We start from the raw sequence: 20,381 nt of genomic DNA on the forward strand, positions 1-20,381 counted from the left end.
AAGCACGCGACACGAACGAGGAGGCGCATGAACGCGACGCTGGAGCGTTCCCCCGAGCTCGAACAGGTCGACGATCTAGACTGGCTCGCGATGGATCAGTCAGATCAGACCGAAACGAGCACGGGCGATGCCCGTACGCAGTTCGAGGAGCAGGCCCTCCCGTTCATGGATCAGCTGTACGGTGCGGCGATGCGTATGACGCGCAACCCCGCCGATGCCGCTGATCTGGTGCAGGAGACCTTCGTGAAGGCCTACTCGTCGTGGGCGTCGTTCACGCAGGGCACCAACCTCAAGGCGTGGCTATATCGCATTCTCACCAATACGTACATCAACACGTACCGCAAGAAGCAGCGCGAGCCGTTCCAGGGCACCATCGATGACCTGGAGGACTGGCAGCTGGGCGGTGCCGAGTCGACCACGGCGATGAGCTCGCGGTCGGCGGAGGCGGAGGCGATCGACCGGATGCCGGCATCGGTCGTGAAGGATGCGCTGCAGGCAATTCCGGAGGACTTCCGTCTCGCGGTGTATCTGGCCGATGTCGAAGGCTTCGCGTATCAGGAGATCGCCGACATCATGAAGACCCCCATCGGAACGGTCATGAGCAGGTTGCACCGCGGTCGGCGGATGCTGAGAGATCTGCTGGCCGACTACGCGGCGGAGCGAGGAATCCGTCCCACCGCATCGAGGAGCAAGAAATGACCGACTGCGGTTGCGAAAAAGCGCGGCAGGACCTGGAGGAGTACCTCCGCAATGAGGTGTGCCGGACGAAGGAATCCGACATCCGAGACCATCTCGACACCTGCGACAGCTGCCGCGAAGAAGCGGTGGTGTCTCAGACGCTGACCGAGGTGGTCGCGCGCGCGTGCAAGGAGGATGCGCCGGAAGAGCTGCGACTCCTGGTGCTGGAGCGAATCCGCGCCGCTCAGGCGGCTCACGCCTGATCAGGCTGCGGCGCTCAGCCGCGTGACGCACGCACGCTGAGCGCATCGCCGGTGCTGTCTATGCACGGGCTGTGACGTTGTCGTGAGTCGGCCGTGACGTGGACGCTCACGTCGTGGCGTGTGGGCTTGCGGGTGCACGATCATGACGTGCCTCAGGTTCCCGCTTCCGCTGAGACCCTGCCCGTACCCGCCGGTGATCGTCCTCGCCCCGCAGGTGAGACCGCGGCGGCACTGCGCCGGATGATCTTCGCCTCCCCCCTCGCGACGATCTTCGGCGTCTGGATGCTGCTCGCCACGGTGTTTCACGGCCCGTGGCGAGCGCTGATGGCGGCGGGTGCCGATGCCACGCTCAGTCAGCTGCGGTGGTGGACTCCGCTGACCGCCGTGGTGGTTCCCGACAGTGCAATCACCGGAACGGTCGCGGTCATCATCGGCGTTCCCCTGCTCATCTTCGCCGAGCGCCATCTGCGTGAGTCACGTCTGCTGATCGCTCTGGCCGGTGGCGGCACCGCGGTGGTGCTGCTCGGTGTCTTCATCCAGGCCGGCATCGCTCGAATCCCCGACTTCTCGCACGTTGGGACGGTGAGTGTGGCGGATCCGCTCATCGGCGTCATCTGCGCGGTGAGCGCGGCAGCCGGAGCGGCGCCGACCCTGTGGCGGCGTCGCAGTCGGCTCATCATCGGCCTCGGAGCTGTGGCCGCCGCGCTCTATGCGGGAGACTTGTCGTCCTGGCTCAGCCTGCTGGCGTTCCTCGTGGGCACCATTGTCGGCGAGCTGTGGGCGGCCCGTACTCCGCAGACCACGTGGTGGCGAGGGAGCCAGCATGAGCGGCGCACACTGATCGCGGGGGCGGTGGCCGTGCTCGGTATCGGCCCGATCGCTGCACTGGTCAACGGTGGTGGGCGCGGACCGCTCTCCGTGGTGCTCGGTGCCTACTCGGACTTCGATCAGCGAATCTCGGCCCGCTGCGCGTCGCACTACCTGCCGATCTGCGACCACCAGAACATGCTGTTCGTGACCCGGGGGCTGGGGCCCGCGCTGCTGGCCATCGTTCCGCTGATTCTGCTGGTAGTCGCGGCGATCGGCCTGCTTGCGGGCCGCCGGTCGGCCTGGGTGTTGGCGATCGGGACCAACGGCGTGCTGTTCCTCGCAGCGTTCGGCTCCGCTCTGGCGGGCAGCGTCGTCGTTGCGGGCGAGGGAACCCAGCAGTTCCTCGAGGCTGTCCTGTGGGGCATCGGGGCGCTCGCTCTTCCTGCTGCCACGATCCTGGTGCTCGTGCTGACACGGTCCGTGTTCTCCGTGCGCAGCACGCGCGCGGCCGTTCATCGATTCGCTCTGGCCGTCACCATCTGCTTCGCGTCGTTCGCCGTGGTCTTCTTCGTCGGTGAGTGGGTGCTGCGCGGGTCGTGGAATCAGGCACCCACGTCAGGGGAGCTGCTGGGGGATGCGCTGCGGCGATTCCTTCCGCCGGGACTGGTGCCGCTTCCTGGCGGCAGCCGATTCCCGCACCATGGACCAGGCCTGTTCCTCTGGCAGTGGGTGGGCGTCGCGTTCTGGGCGGTGTTCGTCTCGGCTGTGCTGCGTCTGTTCGCCCGCACGCGCACGGAGCAGGTTGCGAGCTCGGACCCCTACCGGACGCTCGTGGCGACCACGGACGCGGGGACGCTCGGCTGGTTGGGCACCTGGGAGGGCGCGCGTCACTGGTTCTCCGATGACGGTGCGGCGGCGGTCGCCTACCGGCTTCAGGGCGGGGTCGCCATCGCGATCTCCGACCCCGCGGCAGATGAGGCGCGTCGCGAGGACGCAGTGCGAGGCTTCATCGAGTTCGCGTCCGCGCACGGCTGGATTCCGGTCTTCTACAGCGTGCACGATGACACGCGGAAGATCTTGGAGTCGCTGGGCTGGAGCAGCATGCCGGTGGCCGAGGAGACCGTGCTGCACCCAGGCACCTTCACCCTGGCGGGCAAGGCCGGCGAGAAGGTCCGTCACCCGGTGACGCGGATGCGTCGTGAGGGGGTCGCGCCGTTGTGGACGACCTGGGCTGCGCTGTCGCGCTCTCACACACGGCAGATCCGAGAGATCAGCGAGCACTGGGCATCGGAGAAGGCGCTGCCGGAGATGGGCTTCACCCTCGGATCGGTCCCAGAGATGCAGGACCCCGCCGTGCGGCTCATGTTGGCGGTCGCGGCGGACGACACGGTGCTGGGCGTCACCAGCTGGGTGCCGGTGCACCGCGGCGGCGCCCTCGTCGGGTGGACCCTCGATGTGATGCGTCGGGCACCCGAGTCGCCGAACGGCGTGATGGAGTTCCTGATCGCGTCGGCCGCACTGCAGATGCAGCAGGACGGTGCGGAGATCCTCAGCCTCTCCGGCGCACCGCTCGTGCAGCAGGAGGAGACGGGACCGCGGCGGGGGAGCATCGACGGCCTGCTCGCCAGCCTCTCGGCGGCGCTGGAGCCGCTCTACGGGTTCGCGTCGTTGTTCCGGTTCAAGAAGAAGTTCCGCCCCGAGTACGCCACCCTGAGCATGGTGTACCCGGATCCGGTGGAGCTGCCTGCCATCGGGTACGCGCTCGTGCGCACCTATCTGCCCACCGCCAGCGGTCGTCACCTCGTGGAGTTCGCCCGCGGCCTGTTCGAGAGGCGGTCCTGATGCGCACCTGGCTGCTCACCGTGGAGCTCATCGACTCACCGGTGCGGATGATCGTCGGCCTGGTCGTGCTCGGGCTCGTGATCGTGGTGCTGCTCCGTGGTCGACGACCGGTGCGTCATCTCATCGGCGCGCTGGTCGGCGCTGCCGCGCTCGCGGTCGGCGTCCTGTCGGCGCAGTCGGCCAACGCGTTCTCCGGGGAGCTTCCGGCCGGAACCGCACCGTGGGTCGTGGTGACGGGCGCTCTGGTGGGAGTGGGGGTCATCGCGCTGGTCACGGGTGGCTGGTGGCGACGTGTCGCGGCGGCAGCCCTGGTGATCACAAGCGCGCTCTCTCTCGGACTCGCGGTGAACGCGCTGTACGGCGTCACGCACACGCCGGCCGCCGTCTTCGGGATCGACGTCGGGCCCGCCGCCGAGTTGCCGCCCGTTCGTGCGGGGGAGCAGCGGCCGACGATCGCAGAGTGGAAGCCGCCCGCCGACCTCCCCGCACAGGGCAGAACCGGCGTGCTGCGCGGCGATGAGCGGATCATCCCGTCTCGCACTTATGCTCCGCGTGATGCGTCGGTGTATCTCCCACCGGCGGCGCTGGTGAAGGATGCGCCCGAGCTCCCCGTGATCGTGATGATGATGGGCCAGCCGGGCTCACCCGATGTCACGCCGATCGCGGCGGCGGCCGACGCCTACGCCGCGGGACATCAGGGTCTCGCGCCGATCATCGTGGTGGTGGATCAGCTGGCGGGCAGCCCGGACAACGACCCGGTGTGCACGGACTCCGCCACCTACGGCGCCGTCGCCACCTACATCAACGTGGACGTGCCCGCGTACATTCGATCGCACTTCGCGGTGTTGTCTGATTCCGCGGCGTGGACCATCGCCGGCTACTCCAACGGCGGTGCGTGCGCCTTCGCCTTCGGCGCACAGCACCCGAAGACCTGGGGAACGATCGGCGATGTGTCGGGCAACGAGTATCCGGGCTCGGAGAACCCGAAGAACGCTGTCACGCTCGCATGGGCGGGTGATGAGGCGGCCTACCAGGCGTCGTTGCCCGCGGCCGTGCTGGCAGCGGCGAAGCCGGGGACCTACACCGGCAACCACGCGATCTTCACCCACGGGGATCAGGACACAGTGTTCGGGCCCGGGCAGGTAAAGAACGCGGCGCTCGCCCAGCAGGCGGGATTCCAGGTGAGCACGATGACGATTCCGGGGGAAGGCCACGTGCGCGGGGCTCTCAGCCAGGGGCTGGCGTACATGATGGCGACGATCGGCACCGACGCCGGCTTCGACGCCCACACGACGACGGGCGGCTGAGTCGGGGCGCCGAGGACCAAGCCCCGGTGAACGACGACGGCCCCGCACGAATGCGGGGCCGTCGTCGTGTGCGGATGTCAGTTCAGCGCACGGCGAAGCAGGTCGGCCTGCTCCATGGCGTGGATCTTCGAGGAACCCGTCGAGGGCGATGCCGCCGAGGCACGCGTGACGTGGCCGAGGGGGCGCCCCTTCAGCAGCGGAGTGACCTCCAGTGCCATGAACGGCCACGCGCCCTGGTTCTCCGGCTCGTCCTGCACCCAGACCAGTTCGGCGTTCGGGTAGCGGGCGATGATCTCGTTCAGCTCGTCGACCGGGGCCGGGTAGAGCTGCTCGACACGCACCAGGGCGATCGCCTCGTTCGGCACCTTCTCCAGCTCCGAGACCAGATCCCAGTGGATCTTGCCGGAGTGCAGGAGCACGCGGGTGACCTTCGACGCGTCGATGCCGCGCTCGTCGTCCAGCACCGTCTGGAACGTGCCGGTGAGGAAGTCCTCCACGGGGCTGGACGCGCTGCGCAGGCGCAGCATGCCCTTCGGGGTGAACTCGACGAGCGGACGACGCGGCTTGGCGTAGGCCTGACGGCGCAGCAGATGGAAGTGCTGGGCCGGGGTGGACGGACGAGCCACCGTCATATTGTCCTGCGCGCACATCTGCAGGTAGCGCTCGATGCGCGCTGACGAGTGGTCAGGTCCCTGACCCTCGTAGCCGTGCGGCAGCATCAGCACGACGCTGGACTGCTGGCCCCACTTCTGATCTGCCGAGGAGATGTACTCGTCGATGACCGATTGCGCGCCGTTGGCGAAGTCACCGAACTGCGCCTCCCACAGCACCAGGGCCTCGGGAGCGGCCACCGAGTAGCCGTACTCGAACGCCATGGCCGCGTACTCGCTCAGCAGCGAGTCGTAGACCCAGAAGCGCGCCTGCGTGTCGGACAGGTTGCCCAGGGGCAGCCACTCCTGGCCGTTTGCGCGGTCGTGCAGCACGGCGTGGCGGGACGCGAAGGTGCCGCGGCGGGCGTCCTGGCCGGTGAGGCGCACCGGGGTGCCCTCCAGCAGCAGGGAGCCGAATGCGAGCAGTTCGCCGAAGCCCCAGTCGATGCCGCCGTTGCGCGACATGTCTGCGCGCTTGTTCAGCAGCTGCTCGAGCTTCGGGTGCACCGTGAAGCCGGCGGGCTTGTTGGTGAACGCGTCGCCGATGATCTGCATCGTCTCGGACGAGATTCCCGTGTTGTCCGGAGCGCCGGCCACGGCGGGAGCGCCCTGTTCGTTGACCACCGGGATCGCGCCGGTCTGTGCGGCGTGCGTCTCGGCGAAGGCGACTTCGAGGCGATCCTGGAAGTCCGCCTTGGTCTGCTCGTACTCCGCCTCGGTGATGTCGCCGCGACCGACGAGCGCCTCGGTGTAGAGCTTGCGAACCGAGCGCTTGGCCTCGATCAGGTTGGTCATGAGCGGCTGCGTCATCGACGGGTCGTCGCCCTCGTTGTGACCGCGGCGGCGGTAGGAGACCAGATCGATGACGACGTCGCGGTGGAACTTCTCGCGGTACTCGAACGCGAGCTGCGCCACGTGCACGACGGCTTCGGGGTCGTCGCCGTTGACGTGGAAGATGGGCGCCTGCGTGGTCTTGGCGACGTCGGTGGCGTACACCGAGCTGCGCGAGTCACCGGGGACGGTGGTGAAGCCCACCTGGTTGTTGACCACGACGTGGATGGTGCCGCCGGTGCGGAAGGCACGCAGCTGCGACATCTGCAGCGTCTCGACCACCACGCCCTGTCCGGCAAACGCGGCGTCGCCGTGGATGAGGATGGGCAGCCAGGTGAACGAGCCGATCGGGTGGCGGTCCTGCTTCGCGCGGACGATGCCCTCCAGCACGCCGTCGACCGTCTCCAGGTGCGAGGGGTTCGCCGCCAACTGGATCGGCAGCTCGCTGCCGTCCTCCGCGACGAAGGTTCCCTCGGTGCCCAGGTGGTACTTCACGTCACCCGAGCCGAGCTTGTTGCCCGGAAGGGTGGAGCCCTCGAACTCGCGGAAGACCTGACCGTAGGTCTTGCCCGCGATGTTGGTGAGCATGTTCAGACGTCCGCGGTGCGCCATGCCGATGGCGGCGCCGTCGAGGCCCGAACGGGCGGCGCCCTGCAGGATCTCGTCCATCAGCGGCACGAGCGACTCGGATCCCTCGAGCGAGAAGCGCTTCTGGCCGACGTACTTGGTCTGCAGGAAGGTCTCGAACGCCTCGGCCTCGTTCAGCTTGCTGAGGATGCGCAGCTGCTCGTCGTGGCCCGGCTTCTGGTACTTGACCTCGATCTTCTCCTGGAACCAGGCACGCTGGCCCGGGTCCTGGATGTGCATGTACTCGACGCCGATGGTGCGGCAGTACGAGTCGCGGAGCACACCGAGCACCTCGCGGAGCTTCATCGTGCGTCGACCGCCGAAGCCGCCGACCACGAACTCGCGATCCAGATCCCAGAAGGTGAGGCCGTGGGTCTCGATCTCCAGGTCGGGGTGTGAGCGCTGCACGTACTCGAGCGGGTCGATGTCGGCCATCAGGTGGCCCCGCACGCGGTAGGAGTTGATCAGCTCCTGCACACGGGCCTGCTTGTCCACGCGCTCGGCGATGTCCACCTTGATGTCGCCGGCCCAGTGGATGGGGGCGTAGGGGATGCGCATCGCCGCGAAGATGCCCTCGTAGAAGTCGCGCTGGCCGATGAGCAGCTCGTGCACCTTCTTCAGGTACTCACCAGAGCCGGCACCCTGGATGACGCGGTGGTCATAGGTGCTGGTGAGGGTGATGACCTTGCCGATGGCCAACTCGTTGAGCACGCGCTCGCTGGCGCCGGCGAACTCCGCCGGGTACTCCAGCGCACCGGCGCCGATGATCGACCCCTGACCCTTGCTGAGGCGGGGCACCGAGTGGACGGTGCCGATGCCGCCCGGGTTGGTGAGCGAGATGGTGGTGCCGGCGTAGTCGGCGGCCGTCAGCTTGTTGACGCGAGCGCGCTGGACGAGATCCTCGTACGCGGCCAGGAACTCGGTGAAGCTCAGCGACTCGGCGCGCTTGATGGAGGGAACCACCAGGGCGCGGGTGCCGTCGGGGCGGGGGAGGTCGATCGCGATGCCGAGGCCGATGTGAGCCGGCGCGATGACCGAGGGCTTGCCGTCGACCTCGTCGTAGTAGACGTTCTGGCTGGGGAACTCCTTCAGCGCCTGGATCATGGCCCAGCCGATGAGGTGCGTGAAGCTGATCTTGCCGCCGCGCGTGCGGGCCATGTGGTTGTTGATGACGATGCGGTTGTCGATCATCAGCTTCGCGGGGATGGTGCGAACGCTGGTGGCGGTGGGGATCGTCAGCGAGACGTCCATGTTGGCGGCGATCGTCTTGAAGATGCCCTTGAGCGGGGTGACGACGTCTTCCTGGGCCTCACCGGCGTCGGCGGCGGGAGCCGTGGCCTTGGGCGCCTGCGCGGGGATCGGCTGCGGTGCGGCGGGCTTCGCGGTGGTGCGCGCTACGGGTTGACCGGTGCTCTGCGCGGGGGCCTCAGCGGCCGGCGCGGCTGGAGTCGCAGCGGTGATGGGGGCGGATTCCGGCGTCGTTGCCGGAGCTCCCGCGGTGGCCGGAGCGGAACCTGTGGCCTTCTGGTGGTATGACTCGAGAACCGGCCACCACTCCTCATCCACGGAACTCTTGTCGACCTTGTACTGCTCGTAGAGCTCTTCGACGAGCCACTCGTTGGCCCCGAATTCTCCCTCGCTCGAAGCCCCGCCAACGCTCGAGTTGCTCGACACGTTTGATCGCCCACTTTCGTCGTGTGATCTCGTCACGCACGCGGAGATCTCCCGCGTGCTTTCGACACACAAGCCTAGTCCAGAAGTGCTGGCCGCCGGGAGTTTCCCCACGCTCGCGACACGCCGAATCTCGCTGACCGCTGGGGAGGGCCGCGGACGTGCTGCCCGCGGTGTCCGTTAGACTGGTAGGCACCATGGACGACCCTCCGAGTTGCAGACCTTCGCCCGTCACTGATCCGCCTGCGGATCCTCGCATCCGCCGAGGCGCACCTCCGTCCGGCTTCTGCCTCGGCGGTGAGATCCGCTGATGCAGCCGATGGATTACGTCCTGCTGGGCGTCGGAATCCTCCTCACCGTCGGAACCGGCCTGTTCGTCGCCAGCGAGTTCGCGCTCGTGAACCTCGACCGCGCGGACCTCGAAGCCCGCCGTGATCGAGGCGAGACGCGCCTGGCAATGACGATCGCCGCGCTGAAGATCACCTCGACGCACCTCTCCAGCGCGCAGCTCGGCATCACGCTGACCACGTTGCTGACGGGTGTCACGCTGGAGCCCGCGCTGGCCAAGCTCCTCGAGCCCGCGCTAGAACTGCTCTCGCTTCCCGCATCGATCGCCGCCCCTGTCGGCACCGTGATCGGCATGACGATCGCGACCGTGCTGTCGATGATCATCGGCGAGCTGGTGCCGAAGAACTTCGCGCTGGCCCTGCCGCGTCAGACGGCGCGGCTGGTGATTCCGTTCCAGACGGTGTTCACGACGGTCTTCCGTCCGGCGGTGGCGCTCCTGAACGGATCGGCCAACGGCATCCTGCGCGCCATGGGCATCGAGCCGAAGGAGGAGCTGAGCGGTGCTCGCTCCGCCGAGGAGCTGTCGAGCCTCGTGCGTCGCTCCGCGATGGCCGGCGTACTGGAGGCGGATACCGCCTCGCTGCTGGATCGCTCGCTGACCTTCGCCCGCCTGACCGCGGGTGACGTGATGACTCCGCGCCCGAGCGTCGAGGCGCTCGCCGGCGACGCCACCGCGGACGACGTCATCGATGCCGCCCGACGCACCGGACTCAGCCGCTTCCCGGTGTACGACGACGACCTGGACGACGTCACCGGCATCGTCCATCTCAAGGCCGCGGTCTCCGTACCCCGGACCAAGCGGATCCACGTCCCGGTCGGTGCTCTCGCGGAGGATGCGCTGCGCGTTCCCGAGACGCTGCACCTGGATGCGCTGATCGGCGAGCTGCGCTCCCGTGGCTATCAGATGGCTGTGGTGGTGGATGAGTACGGCGGAACCGCGGGCGTCGTGACGCTCGAGGACCTGGTTGAGGAGATCGTCGGTGACGTGCTCGACGAGCATGACCGCCGCCGCGTGGGGATCACCCGCCGCGGTCAGAGCATCGTGTTCCCCGCGGAACTGCGGCCGGATGAGCTGCGTGACCGGGCCGGGGTGAACGTTCCCGAGGGTGAGGTCTACGACACCATCGGTGGGTTCCTGATGAGCCGTCTGGAGCGGATTCCCACGGTGGATGACGAGGTGGAGATCGACGAAGGGACGCTGCGCGTGGTGCGCATGGACGGACGACGCGTGGATCGCGTGGAGTTCATCGCGCACCCGGTGACGACGGATGAGGAGGCGGACCGATGAGCGATTGGGCAGGCCTCGCATGGCTGGTCGTGTTGCTGCTCGGCAACGCTTTCTTCGTCGGTGCTGAGTTCGCTGTCGTGTCGGCGCGTCGATCGCAGATCGAGCCGCTCGCCGAGCGCGGGTCTCGTTCCGCACGCACCGCGCTGTTCGCGATGGAACACGCCACGCTCATGCTGGCGACCTCGCAGCTCGGAATCACGATCTGCTCGCTGCTGATCCTGAACGTGTCGGAGCCGGCGCTGCACCATCTGCTCTCGGGGCCTCTGGGGCTGACCGGCCTGAGCGAAGACGCGGTGAAGACGGTCGCGTTCATCATCGCCCTGCTGGTGGTCTCGTACCTGCACGTGGTGTTCGGCGAGATGGTGCCGAAGAACCTGGCCTTCTCGGTTCCGGATCGGGCCGTCCTGCTGCTCGCGCCGCCGCTGGTGTGGGTGTCGAAGGTGTTCCACCCGGTCATCTGGACGCTCAACTGGCTGGCCAACGGCGTGGTTCGTCTGTTCCGCGTGGAGCCGAAGAACGAAGCCGGATCCACCTTCACGCTCGAAGAGGTGGCCACGATCGTCGCCACCTCCCGCGCCGAGGGCGTGCTGAATGATGCGGCTGGCACAGCGCTCGCGGTGGTGGAGTTCACCGACAAGAAGGTGCGCGACGTCGCCGTGCCCCGCGAGAAGCTGGTCACCCTGCCGCGCACCGCGACGCCGGAGGATCTCGAGGCTGCGGTGAAGGAGTACGGCTTCTCCCGCTACGTGGTGGTGGACGATGACGGCGAGCCGGCCGGATACGTCCACATCAAGGACGCATTGCGCGTTTCCTCGGATGCGCCGGAAGCGAGTTCTCATCCGATCCCTGCCAAGCGCATCCACGCGCTCGCTCCGGTGCAGGACACCACCGACCTGGAGGACGCGCTCGCGACGATGCGCGACGCGCACCAGCACGTCGCCCGGGTCCGCGACAGCGCGGGTGCCACGATCGGCGCGCTGTTCCTGGAGGACATCATCGAGGAACTCGTGGGAGAGGTGCAGGACGCGACGCGGCGCCTGCGCTGAGCCCGCGGTAGCGTTTCCTCATGACCAAGCTCTGGCAGGCGGACGACGCCGCACGCATCGTCCGCCTGCCGAGTGTTGATGACGACAAGTATCGTCGCGGGGTTGTTGGCATTCACACCGGGTCGCTCGCATACCCCGGCGCCGCCATGCTGGGTGTCGAGGGCGCGTGGCGTGCGGGGGCGGGAATGGTCCGCTACAGCGGTCCCGTCTCCGCGGAGCTCATCCTGCATCGCCGTCCGGAGACGGTGATCGGATCGGGTCGTGTGGGGGCGTGGGTCATCGGCTCGGGAACCGATCCTGCGGCTCGATCCGACGAGGACACAGCCGAGCTGCGCGCCATCCTCTCCGGGCACGCTCCCGTGGTGGTCGACGCGGGCGCGCTCGATCTGGTGACGGCCGCGAGTGCGCCGCTCGTGCTCACCCCGCATGCGGGGGAGTTCTCCCGCCTGGCGGCTTCGCTGGCGTTCGATGTGATCGGCGTCCGCGAGGACGATGTGGCAGGGGTGGCAGCCCGGGCGGGTGCGGTGGTGCTCCTCAAGGGCCACGACACGATCGTGGCGGATCCCTCCGGAGGTCTGGTTCACGTGCAAGCCGCCCCCACCTGGCTTGCGACGGCCGGAGCCGGTGACGTGCTGGCGGGGGTGATCGGTGCCCTCATCGCGCAGCGCCCCGATGTGCCGCTGCGAGATGCTGTGGCGACGGCCGCCTGGCTGCACGGGCGCGCAGCGACGATCGCGGCGGCAGCTGACTCGGGGCCCGGTCGTCCGATCGTGGCCCTCGACGTGGCGGAGGCTCTGCCGGCCGCCGTAGGGGAGGTACTCGCGTGAAGCGTCTGGTCGGATCCCTGCTCACTCCGGATCGTCTGCGTGTGCTGGGGCTGCCGGTGCCATGGATCGCGTTCATCATCGTGCAGCTGTTCGTGCTGTGGGAGGGATGGGTGCTGCCCAACCAGCCGATGGGGGACGTCTACAACGTCTATGGTCCGTGGTCGGCCCGCGCCCTGCAGGGCGAGGTCGTCGGGGTCACCGAGCCGTGGGTGTACCCGCCGGTGGCACTGGTTCCGATGCTTCTGCCCCGGCTGCTGGTGCTGATCCCGGACTACACGATGGCATGGGCCGTCATGGTCGTGATCCTCAATTTCGTCGCCTTCGGCATGCTCCTCGGTCGCGGCACCAGCCGAGCGCGCGTGCTGGCGGCATCGTTCTGGGTGCTCTACGCCCTCGCGCTGGGTTCGATCGGGATGTACCGGATCGACGCGGTCACGGTCCCGATCGCGGTCATCGCGGTCCTGATCCTGGCCCGCCACCCGCGCGTGGCAGGCGTGTTGTTCGCGATCGGTGCCTGGATCAAGATCTGGCCAGGGGCGATGCTCGTGGCGGCCGTGATGGCCCTGCGCTCGCGGTGGCAGCTCCTGATGCCCGCGATCATCTTCAGCGGTGCCGTCGTGCTCGTCGTGGTGCTGGGCGGTGGGGCGGGTCACCTGTTCGGGTTCCTCACCACGCAGTCGGATCGCGGGCTGCAGGTGGAGGCTCCGGTGAGCACCCCGTACGCCTGGGCCGCCATGCTGCACCTGCCCGGGGCCGCGGTGGTCTACAACCAGGACATCGTGACCTTCCAGGTCACGGGGGCGGGTGATGCCGTCGTGTCTGCGCTCACCACTCCGGTGCTGGTGCTGGTGGCAGCGGCGATCGCGATCATCGGGGTGATCAAGGTGCGCGCCGGTGCGTCTCAGCGTCGGCTGCTGCCCCCGCTGGCGCTGGCGATGGTGCTGGCCTTCATCGTGTGCAACAAGGTGGGCTCGCCGCAGTTCCAGATCTGGCTGATCGCTCCGATCGTACTGTGGATCCTCTGGAGCCGCCGCGGCGTGCTGCCCTACGCGCTGCTGTCGATCGCGTCTGCGCTGCTCACGCAGTTCATCTACCCGATCACGTATGACCGCGTCTTGACCGCTCACATCTCCGCCGTCCTGCTGCTCACCGCGCGCAACGCCATCCTGGTCGCCATGCTCGTGGCGCTCATCGTGCACCTGGTGCGGCTGCCCGTTGCACGCTCCGTGGTGCAGGCTGGAGTCACGGCGTCGATATCCGACATCGAAGCACCGGCATTCGCCACGGGCGAGGAAGAGAGACAGCCATGATCGTCGCATTCTCCGTAGCGCCGAGCGGTACCGGGCGCGAGGACGGTTCGGTCCACGACGCCGTCGCAGCAGCGGTACGAGTGGTTCGCGAATCGGGCCTGCCGCACTCCACCTCCAGCATGTTCACCGAGATCGAGGGGGAGTGGGACGAGGTGATGGATGTCGTCAAGCGCGCTACCGATGCGGTGCTGCCGTTTGGATCCCGCGTGTCGCTGGTGCTGAAGGCCGATATCCGACCCGGCTACACCGGTGAGCTCACCGGCAAGCTGGAGCGCCTCGAACGAGCGCTGGACGAGACCGCCGATTGATGAGACGGGCCTCCGGTCGCGCGCTCGTGGTCGCGCTGGCATTGAGTGCGATGGTGCTCGCGGGATGCTCGGTGCCGACGCCGACCCCGTCGCCCGCGGTCACCGCAACCGCGAGCGTCGACGATCCGCAGCCGTTGACTGCATCCCAGGCGGAGGAGCTTGCGGCCATGCCCTTCGCCAACTATCGCGCGGGCATCACGGCGTTCAGTGGGCATGTGCTCGGCGGTGAGAACGGCGATCTGACGCTGACGGGGTGGATCGACTTCGCCGCGGGTACGGGGTATGCCCAGGCCACACCGCGCGACGCTGCACCGATCCTCATCGTGTGGGATGCGACGAGCATCGCGTTCCTGGACGTCACAGACGGCACGCTGAGCGACGCGGTGCCGCCGCTGCCCCCGATCGCGGGAGCCTGGCAGGTGAGCAGCTTCGATTCCGGGGTGAGCGAGTTGACCCGGATGCTCGCGGCGCTGCTGCTGCTGTCTGCCGATCGCCCCGACAATGCATCACTGCTACGCCAGGGTGGGGCGCGCTACCTGGGCACCGATACCGTCGCAGGTGTGGATCTGCAGCGTTACTCCGGAGGCGGGGCCGACGGTCAGCCTGGGGCGGCGCCCGATCTCGGCACGCAGTACTGGCTCGACGGCGAGGGTGCGCTGGTGCGCTTCGGGCTCCGTCTCGCGGAGGGGACGCTGAGCACGGTCGAGTTCGACCGTGCTGGCGAGCTGCCCGACGCCCTCCCGGTCGTTGCCGACGTCGGCTGACGGTCCGGCGGTCGACGGCCGCGATCACCTGGCGTCTAACCCCACTATTGGGGTCAGACACCATCCGACTATCGGTACTACTACGTGCAGATCGCTTGAAAGATCAAGCCGGGGAGTAAGAACTGATCGTTGCGCTGAGGGGGCGTAAACGGTCAGGATGTTCACAGGTGTGCACCATCCATGCGTTGATCGAATCCGATCCCGTGTGCTGATGCACTCATCTCGCCAACAGCACCCGACATGCGATGGAGAACGACGATGAAACGACGGACGCAGGGGAGCAGTCCCGTCAGGGCGATCGGTGCCCTCTCAGCGATTGCGGCACTGACGATGACCGGGATGGTGGCGGTTCCCGCGCTTGCCGCCCCCGGGGACGGCACGCTCACGGTCGAGGTGAATCGCGATTTCTCCGGCGACGGTTTGTATGAGCCGGCCTTCGACCCGGGGCAGGAGGGGATCGACGTCACCCTGACCGACGGGACGACGACCGTCGGCCCGCTCACCACGAACGCCGACGGACAGGTGGCCTTCGACCTCTCCACGCTCGCGGGCTCGAAGTTCCGCGTGGACGTCAGCATTCCTGCCACGGCGCCCGACTATCTGGAGTTCGCCCCGGCGTCCGCATCGGGCGCGGCGGACGCGTTCCGCAGCGCGACGACATTCGTGGACGGTACGACGCAGACGATCCATGTCGGCGTGTGGAACCCCAACACTTACGTCACGCGAAATCCGAAGATCGCGATCGCACAGCAGAAGCAGCGCGGAACGTCCCCCGACTTCCGCTCGTTGATGGTAACGGATTGGGACAACCGCGGCCCGTTGGCGTCGTCCTTCAACGACAACACCACGGGGATCGATCAGGTCGCGAGTCAGGCCGAGACCGGGTCGGTGTTCGGGCTGGCGTGGGACTACCGCACGGACAGTCTCTTCAGCGCGGCGTACGCCAAGGCATACACCGTCTACGGGCCGGGGGGCAGCGGTGCGATCTACCGCACCGACGCCTCTGCCGGTGGTGTGACCGGCAACACCGTGCACTGGGCGACGATTCCCAACGCGGGATCCTCCGTTCACCAGAACATCGCCGGTCGAGACGACGCCTTCTTCCTCGCTGCGGGCAGCGAAGGGCTGGGTGGCCTGGCTCTGTCCGACGACGGGGCGACGCTCTATACGGTGAATCTCAACGACAAGACGCTCTACTCGTTGAACACGGGCGATTCGTCGCCCGCGACCGCTGCTCCCGTCGCCGTCATCACGGACCCGGGCTGCGTCGGCGGAGAATGGCGCCCGTTCGCCGTTACCCAGCGCGATGGCGAGGTGTACGTCGGCGGAATCTGTGACGCCTCGGCCAGCCTGGCGCGCGCGGACCTCTCGGTGCACATTCTTCGGCTCGACGGTAGCTCGTTCACTGAGATCTACTCGCACGGCTTGGACTTCATTCGCGGCAACGAGACCTACCCCGACCCGGTTCCCAACTACACAGATCCTGAAGTCGGTCTGCACTGGAACCCGTGGCGCACCGCCTGGGACGCGGACCTCATCGCGTACAACGCCGCAGGCTCTCGGCAGTACGGCATGCCGCTGCTGACATCGTTCGCGTTCGAGAACGACGGGTCGATCGTGCTGAGCCTGCGTGATCGGAAGGTCGACGCTATTGTCGCGCAAGGATACGGTCCGGATGGGGTCAGCCCGACGGCGAACCACCAGTCCTTTGGCGACATCAACAAGGTCTGCCTGACGGACGGTGTTTACGAGTGGGAGGGTAGTGGAGCCTGCCCGAACAACGCGACACCCGCGAATTCCGGGCAGCCTGCGGACCGTGTGGAGTTCTTCCCCGGTGACCGCATGTACCTGCCGATCCACACCGAAACGTCGCTGGGCGCGGTGCTCATCAGCCCGCGCGAGCCGGATCTCATCAACACGTCGATGAACCCGACCAACCTGGTCGCCACCAACGGACTCGGTTTCTTCGACCGGGAGGCCGGCACAGGACCAGGTAACGACTGGGAGAACAACGGCCTGTTGATCGCGGGCAATAACTTCAGCAACTTCGGTAAGGGCAGCGGCCTCGGCGGTGTCAGCCTGCTCGCATCGCCGGCACCGATCCAGATCGGCAACTACGTGTGGTTCGATCAGGATCACGACGGCGAGCAGGACGCGGACGAGGCCTCGATCGCGGGCGTCACGGTGAAGATCTACGCCGCGGACGGCACGACGCTGCTCGGCACCACGACGACCAACGAGAACGGTGAGTACTACTTCGGTGGCGAGGGCGGCCTCGCTCTCGAGCCGGGCGTGGACTACGTGATCGAGTTCGATCTCGCCACCGCCGACACCTCGACGCTCCCCGGATCGCCGACGACGAGCGACTTGTCGTACACGAAGGTGCAGGAGCCGGGAGCGGGGTCCACCCACGACTCGAACCCGACACCGCAGGCCAATCCGCTGATCGGTCGCACGACCGTCACGGCGCCCGACCACGCCGGTGGCGTTGATCACACGATCGACGCCGGTGTGTACTACACGCTGCCGGGCATCGACATCGTGAAGTTCGATGGGCGCCAGACTCCGCCGACGAATCCCGTCGACGGTCCGGACGCACCGGACGGTGCGTACGCGGGACCCACCACGGGTTCGTGGGATCCGGCGGTCGACGCCGACACGGAGGCCGCGGCGGTCGAGTACCCGCTGACCGACGGTTCCACGGGCGCGCAGCCCGTGCACATGATCGTGACCAACACCGGAAACGTCGCCCTCAGCGACGTGACGGTCAAAGACACGACGCTGCAGGGCCCGGCCATCACCGGTCTCACGTGTGACTTCTCGCCGCTCGGCGGTCCGGCAACGGGCGTCACCTGGGCTGGTCCGCTCGCCGCCGGTGCGTCATTCGTCTGCTCCGGCAGCCTCGCGATGGGGCCGGAACAGGTTCACGAGGATGTCGCGTCGGTCCAGGGCCAGCCGCTGGATGTGGACGGCGCGCCGTCCGGTGAGGTCATCGGCGACGAGGACCAGTACTGGGCGACCACGCCCGCCGACACCCGCGTTCCCGGCATCGACATCGTGAAGTTCGACGGTCGTCAGCTGCCGCCGCTGAACCCCGTGGATGGCCCCGACGCCGTGGACGGCGCATACGGCGGCCCGACCACCGGGGACTGGAGCGCGGTGGCGGACGCCGACACACAGGCCGATGCGGTGCAGTACCCGATCACCGACGGCTCCACCGGCGCCCAGCCGGTGCACATGATCGTGACCAATACGGGCGAGGTCCCGCTCGGGGATGTCTCGGTGGCCGACCTCACGCTGCAGGGAACTACGCTGACCGGATTGAGCTGTGACTTCTCGGCGCTCGGCGGCCCCGCGTCCGGGACCACCTGGAGTGGGCCGTTCGCGGCGGGCGACTCGTTCTCCTGCGTCGCAACCCTCACCATGGGTGCCTCCGAGGTGCACAACGACATCGCCTCCGTGACCGGCCAGCCGCTGGACTTCGAGGGTGAGCCCACGGGGGAGCCGGTGGGGGATGAAGACGGCTACTGGGCCGAGACGCCCGCCGACGAGCGCGCTCCGGCGATCGACATCGTGAAGTTCGATGGTCGTCAGACGGCTCCGGCGAACCCGGTGGACGGCCCGGACGTGGTCGATGGCACCTACAGCGGCCCGACCCCGGGTGACTGGGATGGTGCGGTTGATGCGGACACGCAGGCCGATGCCGTGCAGTACCCGCTGACCGATGGTGTCACCGGCCCGCAGCCGGTGGGCATGATCGTCACGAACACGGGCAACATGTCGATCGTGGATGTGGCGGTGTCTGACCTCACTCTGGACGGACCGGCGCTGACCGGCATCACGTGTGACTTCTCGCCGCTCGGCGGCCCCGCCTCGGCAACCACCTGGGACGGTGCGTTCCTGGCCGGAGATTCGTTCTCCTGCACCGGAACGCTGGCAATGGGCGCCTCCGCGGTGCACAACGACATCGCGTCGGTGTCGGGCCAGCCGGTCGGTACGACCGGCGAGCCGTTCGGACCGACGGTGGGCGACGAAGACGCCTACTGGGCCGAGACGCCCGCCGACGAGCGCGCTCCGGCGATCGACATCGTGAAGTTCGATGGTCGCCAGACGGCTCCGGCGAACCCGGTGGACGGCCCCGACGCCATCGATGGCGCCTCTGGTGGCCCCACGGCTGGGGACTGGGACGCCGCGGTCGACGCGGACACGCAGGCCGACGCCGTGGAGTATCCGCTGACGGCAGGCACGTCCGGTCCGCAGCCGGTGAGCATGATCATCACCAACACCGGCAACGTGTCGCTGGCCGACGTAGCAGTGGCTGATCTGACGCTGCAGGGCTCCGCCCTCACCGGTGTGTCCTGCGACTTCTCGCCGCTGGGCGGACCGGCGACGGGCACGAGTTGGAGCGGTCCGTTCCTCGCCGGGGATTCGTTCTCCTGCACGGGCACGCTGACGATGGGTGCCTCCGAGGTGCACAACGACATCGCCTCCGTCACCGGTCAGCCGATCGATGGCAATGGGGAGCCGTTCGGATCGACCGTGGGTGACGAGGACGGCTACTGGGCGACCACGCCCGCCGACACTCGCGTTCCGAGCATCGACATCGTGAAGTTCGATGGTCGCCAGAGCGCACCGGAGAACCCGGTGGACGGTCCGGATGCTGTCGACGGCGAGTACGGGGGCCCGACCACGGGCGACTGGGACGCTGCGATTGACGCAGACACCCAGGAGGACGCCGTGCAGTACCCGATCGCGGATAGCACGACCGGTCCTCAGCCGGTCGGCTTCATCGTCACGAACACGGGGCAGCTCGCTCTCACGGGCGTTTCGGTGAGTGATCTGACCAAGCTCGGCTCGGACGTCACCGGTCTCACGTGCGACTTCTCGCCGCTGGGCGGACCCGCGACGGGGACGAGCTGGGATGGACCGTTCCAGCCCGGAGACTCGTTCTCGTGCAGTGCCACGCTGACGATGGGCGCCGCCGAGGTGCACAACGACATCGCCTCTGTCAGCGGACAGCCGGTCGGCAACGACGGCGAGCCGGTCGGCCCGCCCGTGGGTGACGAGGACGGTTACTGGGCTGAGACGCCGCAGAGCCCCTCGCCGTCGCTGGAGATCACGAAGCGTCAGGCGGAGACCGGAGACGAGGCCGACACGGCCGCGGACGCGATCGATGCTGCCGCGGGCGAAGCCGTTCAGGTGGAGATGCCGGTCACGAACACCGGCAACACCCCGCTGACCGAGGTTGTAGTCAGCGATCACACCGACGACGGTCCCGCCATGACGGAGTTCGCGTGCGAGTTCCCCGACGGCACCACGGTGTCTGCGGTGGACGGTGCGGTGCGGTGGGCGGCGACATTCACGGACCCTGCGACGGCGAGCTGGCAGCCGGGTGTCACCTTCACCTGCACGGGTGTGGTGACTCTCGGAGCGGATGAGACGCACGCCGACACCGTGACGGTGACGGCAGTGACACCGGATGGGGCCACGCTGACGGACGACAACCCGTTCCACGTGAAGACTCCGCCGGTGGAGCCCACGCCGACGCCGACCGCAACGCCGACGAGCACGCCGACCGCGACCCCGACCACGCCCGCGCCGACGACCTCCGCGCCGTCGACGCCCGTGCCGACGATCTCGGTGGCCACCCCGGGAGTACCGAACCTGCCCTCGACCGGCGCGGCGATCAGCACGGGAGTGATCGCCTTCGGCACGCTCTTGCTCGGACTCGGACTGGTAGTCATGCTAGCGCGTCGCCGCAGCACGCAGCGATGACGGCATGAGGCACGATGATGGCCGGCGGGATGTGTT

The 20,381-nt window shown here is 68.0% G+C and carries 12 protein-coding genes; 11 read left to right on the top strand and 1 reads right to left on the bottom strand.

Annotated features, from left to right (window positions below; all coding sequences use genetic code 11):
• Positions 1-27 precede the first annotated feature (27 nt).
• The 4 genes from ACI3KU_RS12815 to ACI3KU_RS12830 all read left to right on the top strand — a co-directional run bounded on the left by ACI3KU_RS12815 (position 28) and on the right by ACI3KU_RS12830 (position 4,900).
• Positions 28-699 (top strand): sigma-70 family RNA polymerase sigma factor, encoded by a 672-nt coding sequence (locus ACI3KU_RS12815; RefSeq protein ID WP_308071095.1) that lies wholly within the window; start codon positions 28-30, stop codon positions 697-699.
• On the top strand, positions 696-941 hold the full coding sequence (locus ACI3KU_RS12820) for a zf-HC2 domain-containing protein (protein WP_404922690.1): 246 nt from the start codon (positions 696-698) through the stop codon (positions 939-941). Before ACI3KU_RS12815 ends, ACI3KU_RS12820 begins: the two co-directional genes overlap by 4 nt.
• 147 nt (positions 942-1,088) lie before the next feature.
• Positions 1,089-3,593: a bifunctional lysylphosphatidylglycerol flippase/synthetase MprF gene (locus ACI3KU_RS12825; RefSeq protein ID WP_404922691.1), complete on the top strand. Its 2,505-nt coding sequence runs from the start codon at positions 1,089-1,091 to the stop codon at positions 3,591-3,593.
• A complete protein-coding gene (locus ACI3KU_RS12830; RefSeq protein WP_404922692.1) occupies positions 3,593-4,900 on the top strand; it encodes an alpha/beta hydrolase-fold protein in 1,308 nt (435 codons plus the stop codon). Before ACI3KU_RS12825 ends, ACI3KU_RS12830 begins: the two co-directional genes overlap by 1 nt.
• Positions 4,901-4,977: 77 nt before the next feature.
• On the opposite strand, the gene ACI3KU_RS12835 is transcribed toward ACI3KU_RS12830, so the two are convergent.
• Entirely contained in the window at positions 4,978-8,682 is a 3,705-nt protein-coding gene (locus tag ACI3KU_RS12835; protein WP_404922693.1) for a multifunctional oxoglutarate decarboxylase/oxoglutarate dehydrogenase thiamine pyrophosphate-binding subunit/dihydrolipoyllysine-residue succinyltransferase subunit, read from the bottom strand.
• Between the two features lie 316 nt (positions 8,683-8,998).
• On the opposite strand from ACI3KU_RS12835, the gene ACI3KU_RS12840 reads away from it, so the two are divergent.
• From ACI3KU_RS12840 to ACI3KU_RS12870, 7 genes are all read left to right on the top strand, one after another.
• Positions 8,999-10,315 (top strand): hemolysin family protein, encoded by a 1,317-nt coding sequence (locus ACI3KU_RS12840; protein WP_404922713.1) that lies wholly within the window; start codon positions 8,999-9,001, stop codon positions 10,313-10,315.
• Entirely contained in the window at positions 10,312-11,361 is a 1,050-nt protein-coding gene (locus ACI3KU_RS12845; RefSeq protein WP_404922694.1) for a hemolysin family protein, read from the top strand. Before ACI3KU_RS12840 ends, ACI3KU_RS12845 begins: the two co-directional genes overlap by 4 nt.
• A 20-nt stretch (positions 11,362-11,381) precedes the next feature.
• Entirely contained in the window at positions 11,382-12,188 is an 807-nt protein-coding gene (locus tag ACI3KU_RS12850) for an NAD(P)H-hydrate dehydratase (protein WP_404922695.1), read from the top strand.
• Positions 12,185-13,498: a glycosyltransferase 87 family protein gene (locus ACI3KU_RS12855; protein ID WP_404922696.1), complete on the top strand. Its 1,314-nt coding sequence runs from the start codon at positions 12,185-12,187 to the stop codon at positions 13,496-13,498. The genes ACI3KU_RS12850 and ACI3KU_RS12855 overlap by 4 nt, the downstream gene beginning before the upstream one ends.
• Entirely contained in the window at positions 13,495-13,806 is a 312-nt protein-coding gene (locus tag ACI3KU_RS12860) for an MTH1187 family thiamine-binding protein (protein ID WP_404922697.1), read from the top strand. The genes ACI3KU_RS12855 and ACI3KU_RS12860 overlap by 4 nt, the downstream gene beginning before the upstream one ends.
• Complete coding sequence (locus ACI3KU_RS12865) at positions 13,806-14,570, top strand: hypothetical protein (RefSeq protein WP_404922698.1); 765 nt, start codon at positions 13,806-13,808, stop codon at positions 14,568-14,570. Before ACI3KU_RS12860 ends, ACI3KU_RS12865 begins: the two co-directional genes overlap by 1 nt.
• A 258-nt stretch (positions 14,571-14,828) precedes the next feature.
• Complete coding sequence (locus tag ACI3KU_RS12870) at positions 14,829-20,345, top strand: SdrD B-like domain-containing protein (RefSeq protein WP_404922699.1); 5,517 nt, start codon at positions 14,829-14,831, stop codon at positions 20,343-20,345.
• Positions 20,346-20,381: the final 36 nt, after the last annotated feature.

Origin of the sequence: Microbacterium sp. ZW T5_56, from assembly GCF_044987425.1 — a bacterium.
Lineage (GTDB): Bacteria > Actinomycetota > Actinomycetes > Actinomycetales > Microbacteriaceae > Microbacterium.